At 67.6% G+C, this 14,307-nt stretch carries 16 protein-coding genes; 5 read left to right on the top strand and 11 right to left on the bottom strand.

Annotation, left to right across the window (positions count from 1 at the left end; all coding sequences use genetic code 11):
- Positions 1–64 precede the first annotated feature (64 nt).
- A complete protein-coding gene (locus ACGLHR_RS15005; RefSeq protein WP_400094817.1) occupies positions 65–1,024 on the bottom strand; it encodes an MBL fold metallo-hydrolase in 960 nt (319 codons plus the stop codon).
- Entirely contained in the window at positions 1,024–1,962 is a 939-nt protein-coding gene (locus tag ACGLHR_RS15000) for an alpha/beta fold hydrolase (protein ID WP_400094815.1), read from the bottom strand. Before ACGLHR_RS15000 ends, ACGLHR_RS15005 begins: the two co-directional genes overlap by 1 nt.
- Positions 1,963–2,047: 85 nt before the next feature.
- Between ACGLHR_RS15000 and pqqA the strand changes: the two genes are divergently transcribed.
- The 5 genes from pqqA (at position 2,048) to pqqE (ending at position 5,280) form a co-directional block, all read left to right on the top strand.
- The gene (gene pqqA, locus ACGLHR_RS14995) at positions 2,048–2,122 is read left to right on the top strand and encodes a pyrroloquinoline quinone precursor peptide PqqA (protein ID WP_318236424.1); all 75 of its coding nucleotides are present in this window, start codon (positions 2,048–2,050) and stop codon (positions 2,120–2,122) included.
- Between the two features lie 126 nt (positions 2,123–2,248).
- The gene (gene pqqB, locus ACGLHR_RS14990) at positions 2,249–3,166 is read left to right on the top strand and encodes a pyrroloquinoline quinone biosynthesis protein PqqB (protein ID WP_400094813.1); all 918 of its coding nucleotides are present in this window, start codon (positions 2,249–2,251) and stop codon (positions 3,164–3,166) included.
- Positions 3,163–3,855: a pyrroloquinoline-quinone synthase PqqC gene (gene pqqC / locus ACGLHR_RS14985; protein ID WP_400094811.1), complete on the top strand. Its 693-nt coding sequence runs from the start codon at positions 3,163–3,165 to the stop codon at positions 3,853–3,855. The genes pqqB and pqqC overlap by 4 nt, the downstream gene beginning before the upstream one ends.
- Complete coding sequence (gene pqqD / locus ACGLHR_RS14980; protein ID WP_400094809.1) at positions 3,852–4,124, top strand: pyrroloquinoline quinone biosynthesis peptide chaperone PqqD; 273 nt, start codon at positions 3,852–3,854, stop codon at positions 4,122–4,124. Before pqqC ends, pqqD begins: the two co-directional genes overlap by 4 nt.
- On the top strand, positions 4,096–5,280 hold the full coding sequence (gene pqqE / locus ACGLHR_RS14975; RefSeq protein ID WP_400094807.1) for a pyrroloquinoline quinone biosynthesis protein PqqE: 1,185 nt from the start codon (positions 4,096–4,098) through the stop codon (positions 5,278–5,280). Before pqqD ends, pqqE begins: the two co-directional genes overlap by 29 nt.
- A 142-nt stretch (positions 5,281–5,422) precedes the next feature.
- Here pqqE and ACGLHR_RS14970 read toward each other — a convergent pair whose 3' ends face one another.
- The 9 genes from ACGLHR_RS14970 to ACGLHR_RS14930 all read right to left on the bottom strand — a co-directional run bounded on the left by ACGLHR_RS14970 (position 5,423) and on the right by ACGLHR_RS14930 (position 14,275).
- A complete protein-coding gene (locus ACGLHR_RS14970; RefSeq protein WP_400094805.1) occupies positions 5,423–5,752 on the bottom strand; it encodes a c-type cytochrome in 330 nt (109 codons plus the stop codon).
- 107 nt (positions 5,753–5,859) lie between these two features.
- Positions 5,860–7,602, bottom strand: coding sequence for a PQQ-dependent methanol/ethanol family dehydrogenase (locus ACGLHR_RS14965; protein WP_400094804.1), 1,743 nt, complete (start codon positions 7,600–7,602; stop codon positions 5,860–5,862).
- Positions 7,603–7,795: 193 nt separating this feature from the next.
- The gene (locus ACGLHR_RS14960) at positions 7,796–8,728 is read right to left on the bottom strand and encodes a quinoprotein relay system zinc metallohydrolase 1 (protein ID WP_267602389.1); all 933 of its coding nucleotides are present in this window, start codon (positions 8,726–8,728) and stop codon (positions 7,796–7,798) included.
- A complete protein-coding gene (locus ACGLHR_RS14955) occupies positions 8,725–9,495 on the bottom strand; it encodes a quinoprotein dehydrogenase-associated SoxYZ-like carrier (RefSeq protein WP_400094802.1) in 771 nt (256 codons plus the stop codon). Before ACGLHR_RS14955 ends, ACGLHR_RS14960 begins: the two co-directional genes overlap by 4 nt.
- On the bottom strand, positions 9,492–10,316 hold the full coding sequence (locus ACGLHR_RS14950; RefSeq protein WP_400094800.1) for an ABC transporter permease: 825 nt from the start codon (positions 10,314–10,316) through the stop codon (positions 9,492–9,494). Before ACGLHR_RS14950 ends, ACGLHR_RS14955 begins: the two co-directional genes overlap by 4 nt.
- Before the next feature lie 18 nt (positions 10,317–10,334).
- Entirely contained in the window at positions 10,335–11,516 is a 1,182-nt protein-coding gene (locus ACGLHR_RS14945; protein WP_400094798.1) for an ABC transporter substrate-binding protein, read from the bottom strand.
- The gene (locus ACGLHR_RS14940) at positions 11,509–12,519 is read right to left on the bottom strand and encodes a PQQ-dependent catabolism-associated beta-propeller protein (RefSeq protein WP_400094796.1); all 1,011 of its coding nucleotides are present in this window, start codon (positions 12,517–12,519) and stop codon (positions 11,509–11,511) included. Before ACGLHR_RS14940 ends, ACGLHR_RS14945 begins: the two co-directional genes overlap by 8 nt.
- Positions 12,516–13,292 (bottom strand): ABC transporter ATP-binding protein, encoded by a 777-nt coding sequence (locus tag ACGLHR_RS14935; RefSeq protein WP_400094795.1) that lies wholly within the window; start codon positions 13,290–13,292, stop codon positions 12,516–12,518. The genes ACGLHR_RS14940 and ACGLHR_RS14935 overlap by 4 nt, the downstream gene beginning before the upstream one ends.
- Positions 13,292–14,275, bottom strand: a complete 984-nt coding sequence (locus ACGLHR_RS14930) for a tripartite tricarboxylate transporter substrate binding protein (protein WP_400094793.1) — start codon at positions 14,273–14,275, stop codon at positions 13,292–13,294. The genes ACGLHR_RS14935 and ACGLHR_RS14930 overlap by 1 nt, the downstream gene beginning before the upstream one ends.
- Positions 14,276–14,307: the final 32 nt, after the last annotated feature.

The raw sequence follows: 14,307 nt of genomic DNA, 5'->3' as shown, positions 1-14,307 counted from the left end.
TACCCCTGGTGGGGCGCGGTCCGTGCGCACTTGCCCCCAACACCCGCTACGCCGCGGGCGGCGCTCAGGCCAGCGGCTCGCCGTGCATCCACAGGTCCTCCAGCTCGCGCCAGGCGTGCTGCACGTTCAAGGGGTGGCGCGAAGCGAAATAGCGCCAACGGCAGTAGGGCTTGCCTGCCGCCGGGCCGGGCATCCGCGCCGCGTCGCCGCCCGCTGCCAGCGCGCCGGCAATGCCCTCGGCCAGCGCATCGAGATAAGCCAGCGTCGGCGCCAACATCTGCGCCGGCGTCCCCACCGCGGTGCCCACCACGACATCGGCCGGCAGGACCGAGAGTGCACGAAGCGCGCGCCGCCAGCCCTGCAAGGAAGCCTCCTGCATCTCCGGAACGCGTTCGCGGTAAGCCAGGCCGCCCACGCATAGCAGCCGCCGCCGCGGTGCATACAGCACCGTATCCGAAGCGCTGTGTGCCGCCGCGTGGACCTGTACCTCCCATGCCGTGCCGCCGGTAGCCAGCCGGTCGCCATGCCGCAAAGCGGGGTCCGGCAGCACGATCTGCGTGCCTCGCATGACGGCCGGCCCCAGTTGCTCGGCAAGCCTGGCCAGGCACGCCTCGCAGCGCTGCCCCATCAGGCTGGCGGTGGCTGCCGACGCCAGGAACACGGGGCGCGGCCGCAGGCACGCCAAGGCGGCGTTGGCCAGTACGTTCTCCGGATGCGCATGGGTGTTAACCACCCAGCGCACCGGCTCGGGGGTCACGGCCCGGATCGCCGCCAGCAAACCGTTCCCCCAGGTCAGGTGCGGGCCCGGATCGACCACCAGCACGCCAGCGCCGGTCACATGGACCAGGGTCGGCACCACTTCCCCGGCGTTGGCGCGCGCCACCTCGGCATTGCCGGCACGAGCCACATACACACCCGGCTGCAACCGGTCCAGCACCACACGGCCAGCGACAGCGGCCGGGCCGGCGCCATTGAGCGCCATCGCCAGCAGGGCGCCCATGAAACCCCGGCGGGCGGGATCCATCACCGCTGCCAACCCGACTCGCGGATGGCGGTGCGCACGGCCTCGGCCATGGCACCTGAAGCCAGGTGTCCGCCGGGTACCCAGACCATCCGTGCCCGGGGCATGACCGCCTGCAAACGCAGGGCATTGGCTGGCCGGCAGACCGTATCGGCGCGGCCATGCAGCAGCGTCACTGGCGCCTCCCGCGAGCCGATCTCCGCCGCCGCCTTCAGCAGCGCCGGCTTGCCCAGCCCGGCGCGGCGGCGCAGGTAGTGCGCCTGGACCCGATATTTGTCCACCACCGCCATGCGCTCGCGCCTCGGCTGCCGCCGCCCCGGCTGCATCGGGCCAAGGCCCAGCAAGTGTCGCTCGATGCGCTGCCAATGTCCCGCAGTGTCCAGTTTTTGAACAGTCGTACCACTTTGCAACACCCTGGATACAGTAAGCAGGCGCGCCCGGGCATCCGACACGCGCTCGCCTTGTCCCGTGACGCGGCGCAGCATGCCGGCGCCACCATGGCGCGGTGAAAAAAGCCGATGGATGTCGTCACGCCCGGTCAGGAACGTCCCCCGCAAGACCAGGGCTGCCACCGCCGCTGGAAAGCGCGCGGCATAGGCCAACGCCAGCGATGCCCCCCAGGATCCGCCCACCACGCCCCAGCGCGGAATGCCAAGCGCCTCGCGCAGTTGTTCCAGGTCCGCCAGCAGCGCGCCCTCGGTGTTCCGGCGCAGCCTTCCGGCGGGCCGCGAGCGCCCCGCCCCGCGCTGATCCGGCATCACCACACGGTGCCACGGCAAATCGAACCAGGCCAGCATCGACGGGCTGCAGCCGCTGCCCGGCCCGCCGTGCAGCACCAGCCAGGGCTCGCCCGTGGAGAGCCCGGCCTGCCTCACATGCACGCGGTGGCCATCCCGCGTACGGAGAAAAATGCAGGATGTTGACGCCGGCGTTGTGGGCATGGATGTTGCCTCGGAGATAACGCGGCGATCGCCGCAAGAAGAACCGATGATGCATTCATTAACTATGCCACCCAAAGGAAGAGACATGAACTGGACCACCCCCTCCTACAAAGAGTTGCGCCTGGGTTTCGAGATCACGATGTATATCGCCAACCGCTGATCACGTTTGCCTGACCGTGCCGTCCCGGCAAGGCCCGCCCCCGGCGGGCCTTTCTTCTCGCTGGCGGGCTTTTTGCTCATGACTTGCACATTGACCCCGCCTTTCGACTCAGTTTCTGACTCAGCCATGACAACAATCCGGGTTCTGGGCTCGGCCGCCGGCGGCGGCTTTCCCCAGTGGAACTGCAACTGCCAGAATTGCGATGGCGTGCGCAACGGCACGCTGCGCGCCACGCCGCGCACCCAATCTTCGATCGCCTTGACCGACGAAGGACAGGACTGGGTGCTGGTCAACGCCTCGCCCGACATCCTCGACCAGTTGCGCCACGCGCCGGCGCTGCAGCCGGCGCGCCATCCGCGCGACACAGGGATTGCCGGCGTGGTCCTGATGGATGCGCAGATCGATCACGTTACCGGCCTCTTGATGCTGCGCGAGCACCGGCAGGCGCTGCCGCTCTACGCCACCGCGGCGGTATTGCAGAATCTCGGCACGGCGTTCCCGCTCACGCGCATGCTGTCGCACTACTGCGGGGTGGACACGCACACACTGGCTCTGGATGACACGCCCTTCACGGTGCCGCCGCTTCGTGGCGTGATGCTGACCCCGGTGCCGCTGGAGAGCAAGGCGCCACCCTACTCCCCGAACCGCAACGCGCCACAGCGCGGCGACAATATCGGCTTGCGCATCGTCGAGTCCGGCACCGGCCGGCGCGCCTTCTACGCGCCCGGGCTTGGCCGCATCGAACCCCATGTGCTCGACGAACTCCGCCGTGCCGACGTGGTGCTGGTGGACGGCACCTTCTGGCGCGCCGACGAAATGCAGCAGCTTGGCTTCTCCGCCAAGACCGCCGCCGACATGGGGCATCTCGCGCTGTCCGGCCCCGGCGGCATGATCGAGGCACTCGACCGCCTGCCTGCGGCCCGCAAGATCCTGATCCACATCAACAACACAAACCCGATCCTGGTGGAAGACTCGCCGCAGCGCAGCCTGCTGGCGGACCACGGCATCGAGGTCGCATACGACGGCATGGAAATCACGCTATGACACAAGCCACGGCCTGGAGCACCGCCGAATTCGAAGCGCGCCTGCGCGCGAAAGAAGCCGACTATCACATCCACCACCCCTTCAACCTGCGCCTCGCGGCCGGGCAATGCACGCCGGAGCAGATTCGCGCGTGGGTGGCCAACCGCTTCTACTACCAGGCCAGCATCCCGCTCAAGGACGCCGCCGTCCTCTCCAACTGCCCCGACCGGGCGACGCGCCGCGAGTGGGTCGTGCGCATCCTGGACCATGACGGCACCGAGACCCAGGAAGGCGGCATCGAAGCCTGGCTGCGGCTGGGCCTGGCGGTGGGGCTCACGCGCGAGGAACTGTGGTCGCACCGGCATGTACTGCCCGGCGTGCGTTTCGCCGTCGACGCCTATGTGAACTTCGCGCGCCGCGCGCCCTGGCAGGAGGCCGTGTGCTCCTCCCTGACGGAGATGTTCGCCCCGCGGATCCACAAGGAGCGCCTCGCCGGCTGGCCTGGGCACTATCCCTGGATCGAAGCGCAAGGTCTGGATTATTTCCGCTCCCGCATTCCGCTCGCGCAGCGCGACGTCGATCACGGCCTGCGCGTGACCCTTGGCTACTTCCGCACGCACGAGCAGCAGCAGCGCGCGCTGGAGATCCTGAAATTCAAGCTCGACATCCTGTGGTCGATGCTCGACGCCATCCAACTCGCCTGCCCATGACCCCGACCGAAGCCGACCTGACCAAGCCAACGCTGCACCGGAACTTCCGCCTGCAGTGGGAAGACGCCCAGCAAAGCTGGATCCTGCTGTATCCCGAAGGCATGGTCACGCTCAACGACAGCGCGGCCGCCATCCTGCAACGCTGCGACGGCAGCCATACGCTCGACATGCTGATCGACGACCTGCAGTCCGCCTTCGGCGTGCAGGGTATCGCACCGGAGGTACACGCCTTTGTCAAACATGCCATCGAACGCGGCTGGCTGGTCTGAGCCACCAGCAGCCATAGCGCCGCCCGGGCCGCCGCTATGGCTGCTGGCGGAACTGACCTACCGCTGCCCGCTCCATTGCGCCTTCTGCTCCAACCCGGTGGACTATGCCCGGCACGACGCCGAGCTCGACACTGCGCAGTGGCGCGACGTCTTCACCCAAGCGCGCGCGCTGGGCGCCGTGCAACTGGGCCTGTCGGGCGGCGAACCCCTGCTGCGCAAAGACCTGGAAGAACTGGTCGAACATGCCCACGGGCTCGGCTTCTACACCAACCTCATCACCTCCGGCATCGGTCTGACGGATGCCCGGCTGGCCGCCTTGCGCACCGCCGGGCTTGACCATATCCAGCTATCGTTCCAGGACTCCAGCCGCGAGCTCAACGACTTTCTCTCCAGCACCCGCACCTTCAACCTGAAGCAGCGTGTGGCCCGCCTGATCAAGGCGCACGGCTACCCGATGGTGATGAACTGCGTGCTGCACCGGCACAACCTGCCCCACGTCGGCGCCATCATCGAGATGGCACTGGAGATGGGCGCGGAATACCTGGAACTGGCCAACACCCAGTACTACGGCTGGGCCTGGGAGAACCGCCAGGCGCTGATGCCCACGCACGAGCAGCTGCGCGAAGCCGAGGCGCTCGTGAATGCGTACCGGGCACGCATCGGCAACCGGTGCCAGATCCTGTTCGTGGTGCCTGACTACTTCGAGCAACGGCCCAAGAAATGCATGAACGGCTGGGGCACCACCTTCCTGGGCGTCGCGCCAGACGGCCTCGCGCTGCCCTGCCACGCGGCCCGCATGCTGCCGGGGCTTGACCTGCCGAACGTCACCGCGCGGCCGCTGCGGGAGATCTGGCGCGAGAGCGACGCCTTCCAGCGCTTTCGCGGCACGCACTGGCTACCCGAGCCTTGCCGTTCCTGCGACTCGCAGGCGGAAGACCATGGCGGGTGCCGCTGCCAGGCGTTCCTGCTGACCGGCGATGCCGCCGCCACGGATCCGGTCTGCGATCGGTCGGGAGAACATGGGAGGGTCATGGAGATCGTGCTACAGGGAAGGCTGGCCGAGGTACAGGCGCGCGGGATGGTCTTCCGCAGCGACGGGAATTCGCTCAGGCTAAGCAGCGAAGCGGGCCGTGCTGGTAGCGAAAGCCGGAAGTAAAAAAGCGGAGCACAAAAAATCAAAGACGTTTCACGCCGTGCCTGGGCAGCCGTTCGGGCCGATGTGAAACGTCTTTGCAAATTCTTCCTTCGTATCCGGCTTTTCTCCGACCGTCAGGTCAGGCACCGGTCTCTTCCAATGCTCATCTGATACTCAGAACCCACTGTGCCAGCTTCCTGGCATCCGCTTCACTGATATTTTCGTGCGACGGCATGGGAATTCGCCCCCAAACCCCTTTTCCGCCCTCACGGATCTTCTTTGCGAGCCGCTCGGGCGCTTCCCCGTCCCCCTTGTACTTGTCCGCTACCTCGGCAAAGCCCGGCCCCACTACCTTGGCCTTCATGCTGTGACAAGAAAAGCAACCGCTCTGGTCCGCCAGCGCCTGCATATCGGGCGCTGCTTCGGCCCGAGCCACACACAGGGCCACCAGCACCGCGACCGACAACGATAAGAGTCCTTTCACCTTCTGCATGCACACATCCCAATTCTCTGTTGATCGACCAACCCCTGCGTGTGCCGACATCGGTGTGCGATGCCGGCACGCGCAGGGCAGTTTCACTGCTTGGCTGCCGGCAACGTTCAGCTCTTGTGCAGCTTGAACACCCACACCGAGCCGCCCTGCTCCAGGAAATTCACGCGCTTGGCAACTTCCCCGCCCCACAGCGGCACGGCGCCGCCCCAGCCCGACACCACCGCCACATACTGCTCGCCGCCGTCTTCCCAGGTGACCGGGGGCGCCACCACGCCGCTGCCGGTCTGGAACTTCCACAGTTCCTTGCCGGTCTTGGCATCGGCCGCTTTCAAGTAGCCTTCCGGCGTGCCCCAGAACACCAGGCCGCCAGCGGTGGTCATCACCCCGCCCCACAGCGGCGCGTAATTCTTGACTTCCCACTCGATCTTGCCGGTCTTGGGATTGATCGCGCGCAGCACGCCGATGTAGTCCTCGTTGAGCGGATGGATGGTGAAGCCGGCACCGAGGAAGGCGGCGCCCTTCTTGTACCCGACAGGTTCATTCCAGATATCCATGCCCCATTCATTGGCCGGCACATAGAACAGGCCGGTCTGCGGGCTGTAGGCCATCGGCTGCTGGTTCTTGCCGCCAAGGAAGCCGGGGGCGGCGAAGACGGACTGGCCCTTCTTCGGATCGCTGCCGGCGGCCGGATCGCCCGGGCGGCTTTCCGCGATCATATTGGGCCGTCCGGTCTTCAGGTCGATGCTGCTTGCCCAGGTGATCTTCTTGACGAAGGGGAAGGCGTTGACCAGTTTGCCGTTCCGGGCGTCATTGACGTAGAAGAAGCCGTTGCGATCGGCTTTGCCGCCGAGCCGCTTCCCGTCCTGGTCAAAGGTCACGAACTCGTTGACGCCGTCAAAGTCCCAGCCATCGTTGGGGGTGTTCTGGTAGTGCCAGACGATATTGCCGGTAGCCGGGTCGAGCGCCACGGTCGAGGCCGAGTACAGGTTGTCGCCCTTGCGGATGTGGCTGTTCCAAGGCCCGGGATTGCCGGTGCCGAAGTAGACCAGGCCAGTCTGCGGATCGTAAGTGCCGCCGAGCCAGGTGGCGCCGCCGCCGGTCTTCCAGGTCTCGCCGGGCCAGCTGGCGTTCAGGGTGCCAGTCACGCCGTTCTCGGTCTTGTTGCCGTCCTTGTCGTACTTGTAGCCCATATGGCCTTCCACCACCGGCCTGGACCACACCATCTGGCCGGTCCTGGCATCGCGCGCCTCGACCCGGCCAACTACGCCGAACTCGCCGCCCGAGACGCCGGTCAGCACCATGCCTTTGACGATCAAGGGCGCCGCGGTGTAGGAGTAGCCTGCGGCATAGTCCTCGATTTTTTCCTTCCACACCACCTTGCCGGTCTTCTGGTCGAGCGCCACCAGTTGCGCGTCGAGCGTGCCGAAGATGACCAGGTTGTCGTACAGGGCCGCGCCGCGGTTGACCACGTCGCAGCAGGGCATGATCCCTTCGGGCAGACGGTGTTCGTATTTCCACAGCTTGCTGCCGGTCTTCAGGTCGAGGGCGTAGATGCGGGAGTAAGAGGCGGTCACGAACATCTTGCCGTCGTGAATCAGCGGCTGCGATTCCTGCCCGCGCTGCTTTTCGCCGCCAAAGGAGAACGACCAGGCCGGCACCAGTTGGCTGACGTTCTTTGTGTTGATGCGGGTCAGCGTGGAAAAGCGCTGGCCTTGCGTGCCCATCCCCCACGACAGCACGTCGCCCGCCGACTTCGCGTCGTTCTCGATCATGGCATCGGTCACGGCGGCGTGTGCCGCCAGGCTCGCGGCTGTCGCCGCGACCACCATCATCACCCTTAACGTCCTCATTGTCTGCTCCTCTGTCTTGTTGTCGATCTTCCACGGTGCGCCACGCACACCAGACAGACTCCTGGCAATTCCCATGCCAGTGGAAAACACTGGCAACTGGCCCCTGCCGTGGCCTGCGTTCACCCCGGCGGCGTACCAGCGCGGGACACTGCGTTGACGCTGTTGCGGAATTGAACAACTCAACGGACCCGCTTCAATGCGTCAGCGCGGCGTCCTCATAAGCCGGGTAGAGATGCGTCACGTTGCGCAGGTACTCGGCAGGCATGGCGCCCCAACGGGCATACTCGTTCGGCACGGGCATGGCGATCACCTCCGCCAGGTCGCGCCCTTGCGATGCCGCCCCGGTCATGCGGGCGTCCAGCCAGTGCAGGTAGCCGCGGGTCTGCGCGATGGCATCCGCGCTGCCGAGCGCCGGCCCGTGGCTGGGGATCAGCAGCCGCGCGCCGCTCTCTCGCAGCAGCGCCTGCAGCCGGTCCAGGCTCGCCAGCCAGCGCTTGAGGTCCGCATGCGGTGTGGTCGGCACCCGCTCGCGGAATGCCACGCCACCCGCGAACACGATGCCAGCGCTGCGGTCCAGCACTACCAGGTCGTCAGCGGTATGACCGTCCATCCGCAGCAGTTCGAAGGTGTGCCGGCCCATGGTGCGCTTGCCCGGCATCAACGACTGGCCCGGAGGCGCTGGTTCGGTGCCGCGCATCCAGTCGCCGCACATGCGGTAGAGGTTGTCGGCATAGGCCGGACCCTCGCGCTGCGCACCGGCGATGGTGCCGGCCAGGGCGCTGGCACCCACGTCCGCATAGGCCTGATTGCCGAAGAAGTAATCAGGATGCAGGTTGAGATTGAGGACCAGCCGCACCGGCGCCGCCGTGACTGAGGCGATGGCACGGCGTTGTTGCTCGCCGTACAAGCGCGACGGCCCGGTGTTGATCACCACCACGCCGTCGCCGGTATCGACAAAGGCGGTATTGATGATGTTGCAGCCGTTGTCCGGTGAAAAATCCGCGTTGGCGCCTTCCAGCAGCCACACGTCGGCGGCGATCTGCCGGGGCGCGAGGCGGTAGTCCCCAACCTGCGCACCCGCCGCCTGAGCCGCCAGCAACAGCAGGATCCCCAGCGCTCGTCTCATGGTGTCACCTGTGCAGCGAAGCGGTTACCGTTGTTGTCCCGGCCGGATACCATCATGCCGCGCTCCATGACCTCGCGCAGGTCAAAGGAGAAGATCGGGTTCTCCGCCACCGGCTCATGCAGCGCCAGACGCAACATTGGCTGCCGGGCGGCGTCGGAGATGGTCAGCGACTCGATATGGAAAGCCGGGATGCCAGCCACGAGACCGGTGTCCATCGGGTGCATCACACGCAGCCGCACCCGGCCTCCACTGCCGCCGAAGCCGGGAAACACGCGCGATTCGACCCGGTTCAGCGTGGTGCTCCACGAACCGTCGCGGCGGGTGGCGCCGGGCACCGTGCAGCCGCCGCCGCTGGCATCCACCATCACCCCGCCGACATGCCATATGCCGTCCCGCGTGCGGGCTGCGACCCGCACAGGCGACGCCTGCTCCAGCTTGAAACGGAACGACAGCGAGGGGCGCACCTTCAGCGGCTCGAACTCCAGCATCGTGCGGATCGGGTTGCGGTCCACCGCCACCACGACGCGATCCACCTCTCCCAGCGCCGAGGCGTCGAAGGCGACCGGCACGCGCATCGGGTCCTCCGCAAAGGCCGGCCCGGTCACCTTGACGCGGGTGTCGAACACGACCGGGGCCAGTTGCAGGACTTCCCTGTGAATCAGTGTCCATTGGGGCGACTGGAAGGGGTCGCGGCTATCCGACGCCCACGCGCCCGCCACGGCGAATGCGAGGCCAGCCGCCATCGGCAACGCAGCGGCACGCCTCATGTCAGCCCCCCGGCCTGGCGCGCGCGACGCACCATGCCACGTTGGGGATCGTAGCCAAGCAGCGCCAGTGCGAAGAACACTGCCGCACAGCCGGCCATCACCGCAAGGCTAACCGGCGCGATCTGCCCGTACAAGGCGAAGCGGGTCGCTTCCACGGCGTGGGCAAAGGGATTGAAGCGCGCGAGCTGGTAGACCACCGTGGCGCCGGACTCCTCAAGCTTCCAGAGCGGATACAGCGCCGAACTGATGAAGAACATCGGGAAGATCACGAAGTTCATGGTACCGGCGAAGTTCTCCAGTTGCCGCACATGCACCGATAGCAGCAAACCCAGCGCACCCAGCATCAGGGCGGCTAGCACCATGACCGCCAGCGCGCCGGGGAGAAAGGCGGGCGCGAACGTCACGTCGAAGGCCATGGCGACAAGCAGGAAGGCCAGCATCTGCAACAACGAAAGCAACGTGCCGGCGGCCAGTTTGCAGGCAAGCAGCCAGGCCCTGGGCAGCGGCGCAGTCAGCAGCAGGCGCATCACGCCCATCTCGCGGTCGTACACCATGGCCAGCGAGGACTGCATGCCGTTGAACAGCGCGATCATGCCGAGCAGGCCGGGCGTCACGTAGACCTTGTATTCGACATAAGTGTCGTAGGGCGGCACGATGGCAACGCCAAGCGCGTTCTGGAAGCCCGCCGCGAACACCAGCAGCCACAGCAGCGGCCGCACCAACGACGAGAACAGCCTCCCGGGCTGCCGGAAGAACTTGTGCAGTTCGCGCCCGGCCACCGCGCGCAAGGCGCGCCAGGCGTGGATCAGGGTGGTAGTCATGGTCTGGGTCTCGCTCCCTTATTTGCCGGGCCGGCACGCGGTGTCGGCAGCGTCTGCGCCCAGCGTGTCGAGATGATTCCTGGGATGCAGCACGCCCTCCACGGGCGCCACGCCGATCACCCCGTCGGGATGCGCCAGCAGGACCGGCTGGCGCAACTGGCGGTCCCATTGCCGGAAGGAGAGCGGCGGCCCCTTGAAGCCGTCCACCACCACCGCCTCGGAGACCAAAGCCTCGGCCTGGCCGGCAAAGCCGGCCTTGGGCTGCCGCGCCACACTTTCGGCAATCGCCTTCACCGCCACCCACGCGGCCCAGTCGTAGCCGGTCATGGGACGGCCTGCTGCCTTGATAAAACGCCGGTTGAGCTGCGGGCCGCCGTTGCGCTCCCACGCCCAATGCCAGGCCTGGGCGGTCAGCCCGCTGGCGCCCACCACCGGGCGCGGCAACTGGGCCGCATAGGGCACGCTGCGCGCGAACTCGCCGTCGGCGTCGGCCACTACCACCACGTCATAGTCCACGCCGGTGGTCAGCAGGTTGAGGTTGCCCTGCTCCCGCTCGCGCGGATCGTTCGACAGCTTGAACGCGCGCTGCGCCGACCATGCAATGCCGAAGCGGCGGGCAGCCTGCGTGAGCGCCGCGCGCTGTTCGGCGTCCGCTGGCGACGGGCCGCTCAGCAGCAGGGCGCGGCGCCACTTGCGCAGCGCCAGGTATTGCATCAGCGCGTCCGCCTGCATGCGCCGGCTAGGCAGCGTATGGAGCAGATGCGGCGCGCAGCCGGCGCCGCGCAGTTCGTCGTCGTCGGCGGAAACGTTGAACAGCAACGCTTCGCCGGGCTTGACGGCACGGGCTGCGAGCCTGACCGCCGGAGCCGGCAGGTCGAGCAGGATAAAGCGCGTGCCCTGACGCGCCAGGGCGGCCACCAGGGGCGCCACCTCGGCTTCGCCACTGGCCTCCTGCGCATCGAGCCGCAGGACCTGCCCGGCGGCTTCCAGCGCAAAGCGCGATTCCGCCACCGCCACGCGCGCGCCCTCCAGCGGACGGCCTTGTGGCTGGCCGGGATAGCGCTGCTCCATCCGCCGGGGTTCATAGCGCGCGTCTGCGGCCATGGAGACTACGGCCACCCGTACGTCGGCAGCCCGTGCGGCGCTCGCCAGCAGGGCGAACACGGCCAGCCAGCGCAGTCTGGTCAGCGAACTAATCATCGATCGCCACCGAATGCGGCACCCTGCCCACTTTGAGCGTGGCTACGGCCTTGTTGCTTGCGGTGTCCACCACGCTGACGTCGTCCGACAGCCCGTTGGCGACATAGAGCAAGGCGTTGTCGCGCGTCAGCGCCAGGCCCCAGGCGCGGCGGCCCACCAGTACGTAGTCCAGCACCCGGTACGAAGCCACATCGACCACGGCCACGTGGTTGGCACGGCCCAGCCCGATATAGGCGCGCTTGCCGTCGCTGCTGGCGGTCAATCCGACTGGCGTCACGTCCTCGGCGCGCAAGCCCTTGGGCGCGAAGGCGATGGTCCGCACCACTTCCAGCGTATCGGTGCGGATCACGCTGACGCTGGCGGCCAGTTCATTGGTCACCCACAACTCCTTGCCGTCCATGACCAGCAGCAGGCGGCGCGGCCGGTTGCCGACCCGGATATTCCTGACCAGCTTGCGCGACGCCACGTCGATCACATGGACCAGGTTGGCCACTTCCGAGGCCACGTACACCCGCTTTCCGTCCGGGCTGGCTTTCACACCCTCAGGCTCCTCACCTACGTTGATCGCGAACACCCTCTTGCCGGACGCGATGTCATAAGCCGACAGCAGTCCGTCTTCCTCGTTGGAGACGTACAGCGTGCGGCCGTCCGGGCTGAGGTCGAACAGTTCCGGATCGTCGCCGACCGGCAGCGAGGCCACGGTCTTGCGGCTGGCCACGTCGACCACGTCCACACGGTTGTCGTCGCTGCAGGCCACGTACAGGCGCCGCCGGTCAGGCGACAACTGCAGGTGGCGCGGGCGCTTGCATTGCCGCCAGACGGCGATCAGTTGCCTGCTGGTGGCGCTGTAGGCGGCCACGGCATCGTCCTTTTCGCTGGAGACGAAGACCTGCCCGGTGGCGTTGCGGCTGTCGGCGGCACCGGCCACGCCGGCGGCAATCAGCAGTAGCATGGCGGCCAAGGTGGCGCAGGCGATCCAGCCCAGGGTTGGCGGCTTGTTCATGCGGGGACGCGCTCGGTGGCACGGGTCGGCACCGCGGGGAAGGTGGTCAGGGCCAGGAAGGCCTGCTCCAGGCTGTCGCACTCGGCGGCGCCACGCAGCGCGCCCGGCGTGCCGTCGAATCGCACCGCGCCGCGATGCAGCACAATCACGCGGTCCGCCTGCTCGACCTCCTGCACCAGGTGCGTGGCCCACAGCACGCCGGCCTGCGCCTGCACGGCAAGCCGGCGCGCATCGGCAACGATCTGCGCGCGCGATGCGGGATCGAGCCCGACGGTGGGCTCGTCCATCAGCAACACGGCGGGCTCGTGCAGCAGCGCGCGCGCCAGTTCCACCTTGCGCCGGTTGCCGCCGGAGAGCTCGCGCACTGGTGCGCCGGCCCGCTCTGCCAGGCCGAAGTCGCCCAGCAGCCGGGCGATGCGCGGCGCGGCAACGCGGCGCGGCAGCCCGTGCAGGCCGGCATGGAAATGCAGGTTGGACAAGACCGACAGGTCCAGGTCAATTGCCGGCTGCTGGAACACGATGCCGAGCCGTGCCAGCGCGCGCACCGGGTGGTGCTGCATCTCCACCCCCATGACCGTGACCCGCCCCGCGTCGGCGACGAACAGGCCGCTGAGGATCTGGAACAGCGTGGTCTTGCCCGCGCCGTTGGGCCCCAGCAGCGCGACGAACTCGCCGCGCCGCACGTCGAGCGAGACGCCGTCCAGCGCATGCTGGCTGCCAAAGCGTTTGCGCACGGCCTCGCAGTGCAGCGCCAGCGGGGATTCGGCGGCCATCACAGGTGCTCCTTCGGCTGCGCCGTGCCGACCCGCTCGGCGAAGCGCCGCTCCGCCTCCCAGGCGCGTTGCAGGTAGGTCTCGTACCCGGCGGTGTTCAGGTAGGTCAGTTCCTGGTCGTACCTGGCCAGCTCGGCTACGTGCCGGGGCTGCTGCATGGCAATGCGCAACGCATCGTGCAGGCGGCTGACGATCAGGGGGTCGGTGCCGCGCGGCACGCCGATGCCATAGGGCGAGTTATGGATCGCATGATCGAAGCCCAGTTCGCTCACCGTGGGCACGTCCGGCCAGCGCGCAGAACGCTGTGCGCTGAACACCGCCAGCAGGCGCATCCTGCCGCTGTCCACGAAAGGCGCGAAGCCGGTCGAATTCACGCCCGCCATCAGCGAGCCGTTGGCCACCGCCAGCATCTGGTCCGCGGTGCCGCGATAAGGCACGTGCACGTAGCGCACGCCGCTGCGCCCGAGCACATCTTCCATGGCGAAGTGGGCGGTGGTGCCGATGCCGGTGGAGCCCACCGTCAGCGCGCCGGGATGCGCGCGGCCCCAGGCGATCAGGTCATCCAGCGTGTGGAACTGGCTGTCGGCTGGCACCACGATACCGAAGGTATAGCCGGAGATCATCAGCACCGGCTGGATGTCGCGCAGAGGCTGCCACGATGTCTTCTGCTGGGGCGCAAAGCGATAGACCGTCAGCGGCAACTGGCCGATGGTGTAACCATCCGGCCGCGCGGCGGCGAGCGCGCCGCCCACCAGCGTGCCGCCGGCGCCGGGCTTGTTCTCCACCACGATGGGCTGCCCGAGCTCACGCCCGGCCAGTTCCGCCAGCACGCGCATCGAGATATCGGTGGCGCCGCCCGCCGGCCATGGGACGATCAGCTTGATCGGGCGCACCGGATAGCGGTCCGGGCCGCCTGCCCTTGAGGCTGGCGCATGGGCAAGGCCGAAGCAGAGCAGCAGCGCGAGAGCAAGGCGACGGAGCATGGCGTGGCGCAGGACATAAGTGTGCATGCGGG

Source organism: Cupriavidus sp. CuC1 (assembly GCF_044627735.1).
Taxonomy (GTDB): Bacteria; Pseudomonadota; Gammaproteobacteria; order Burkholderiales; family Burkholderiaceae; genus Cupriavidus; species Cupriavidus ulmosensis.
This window is presented reverse-complemented; position numbering and strand designations above follow the sequence as displayed.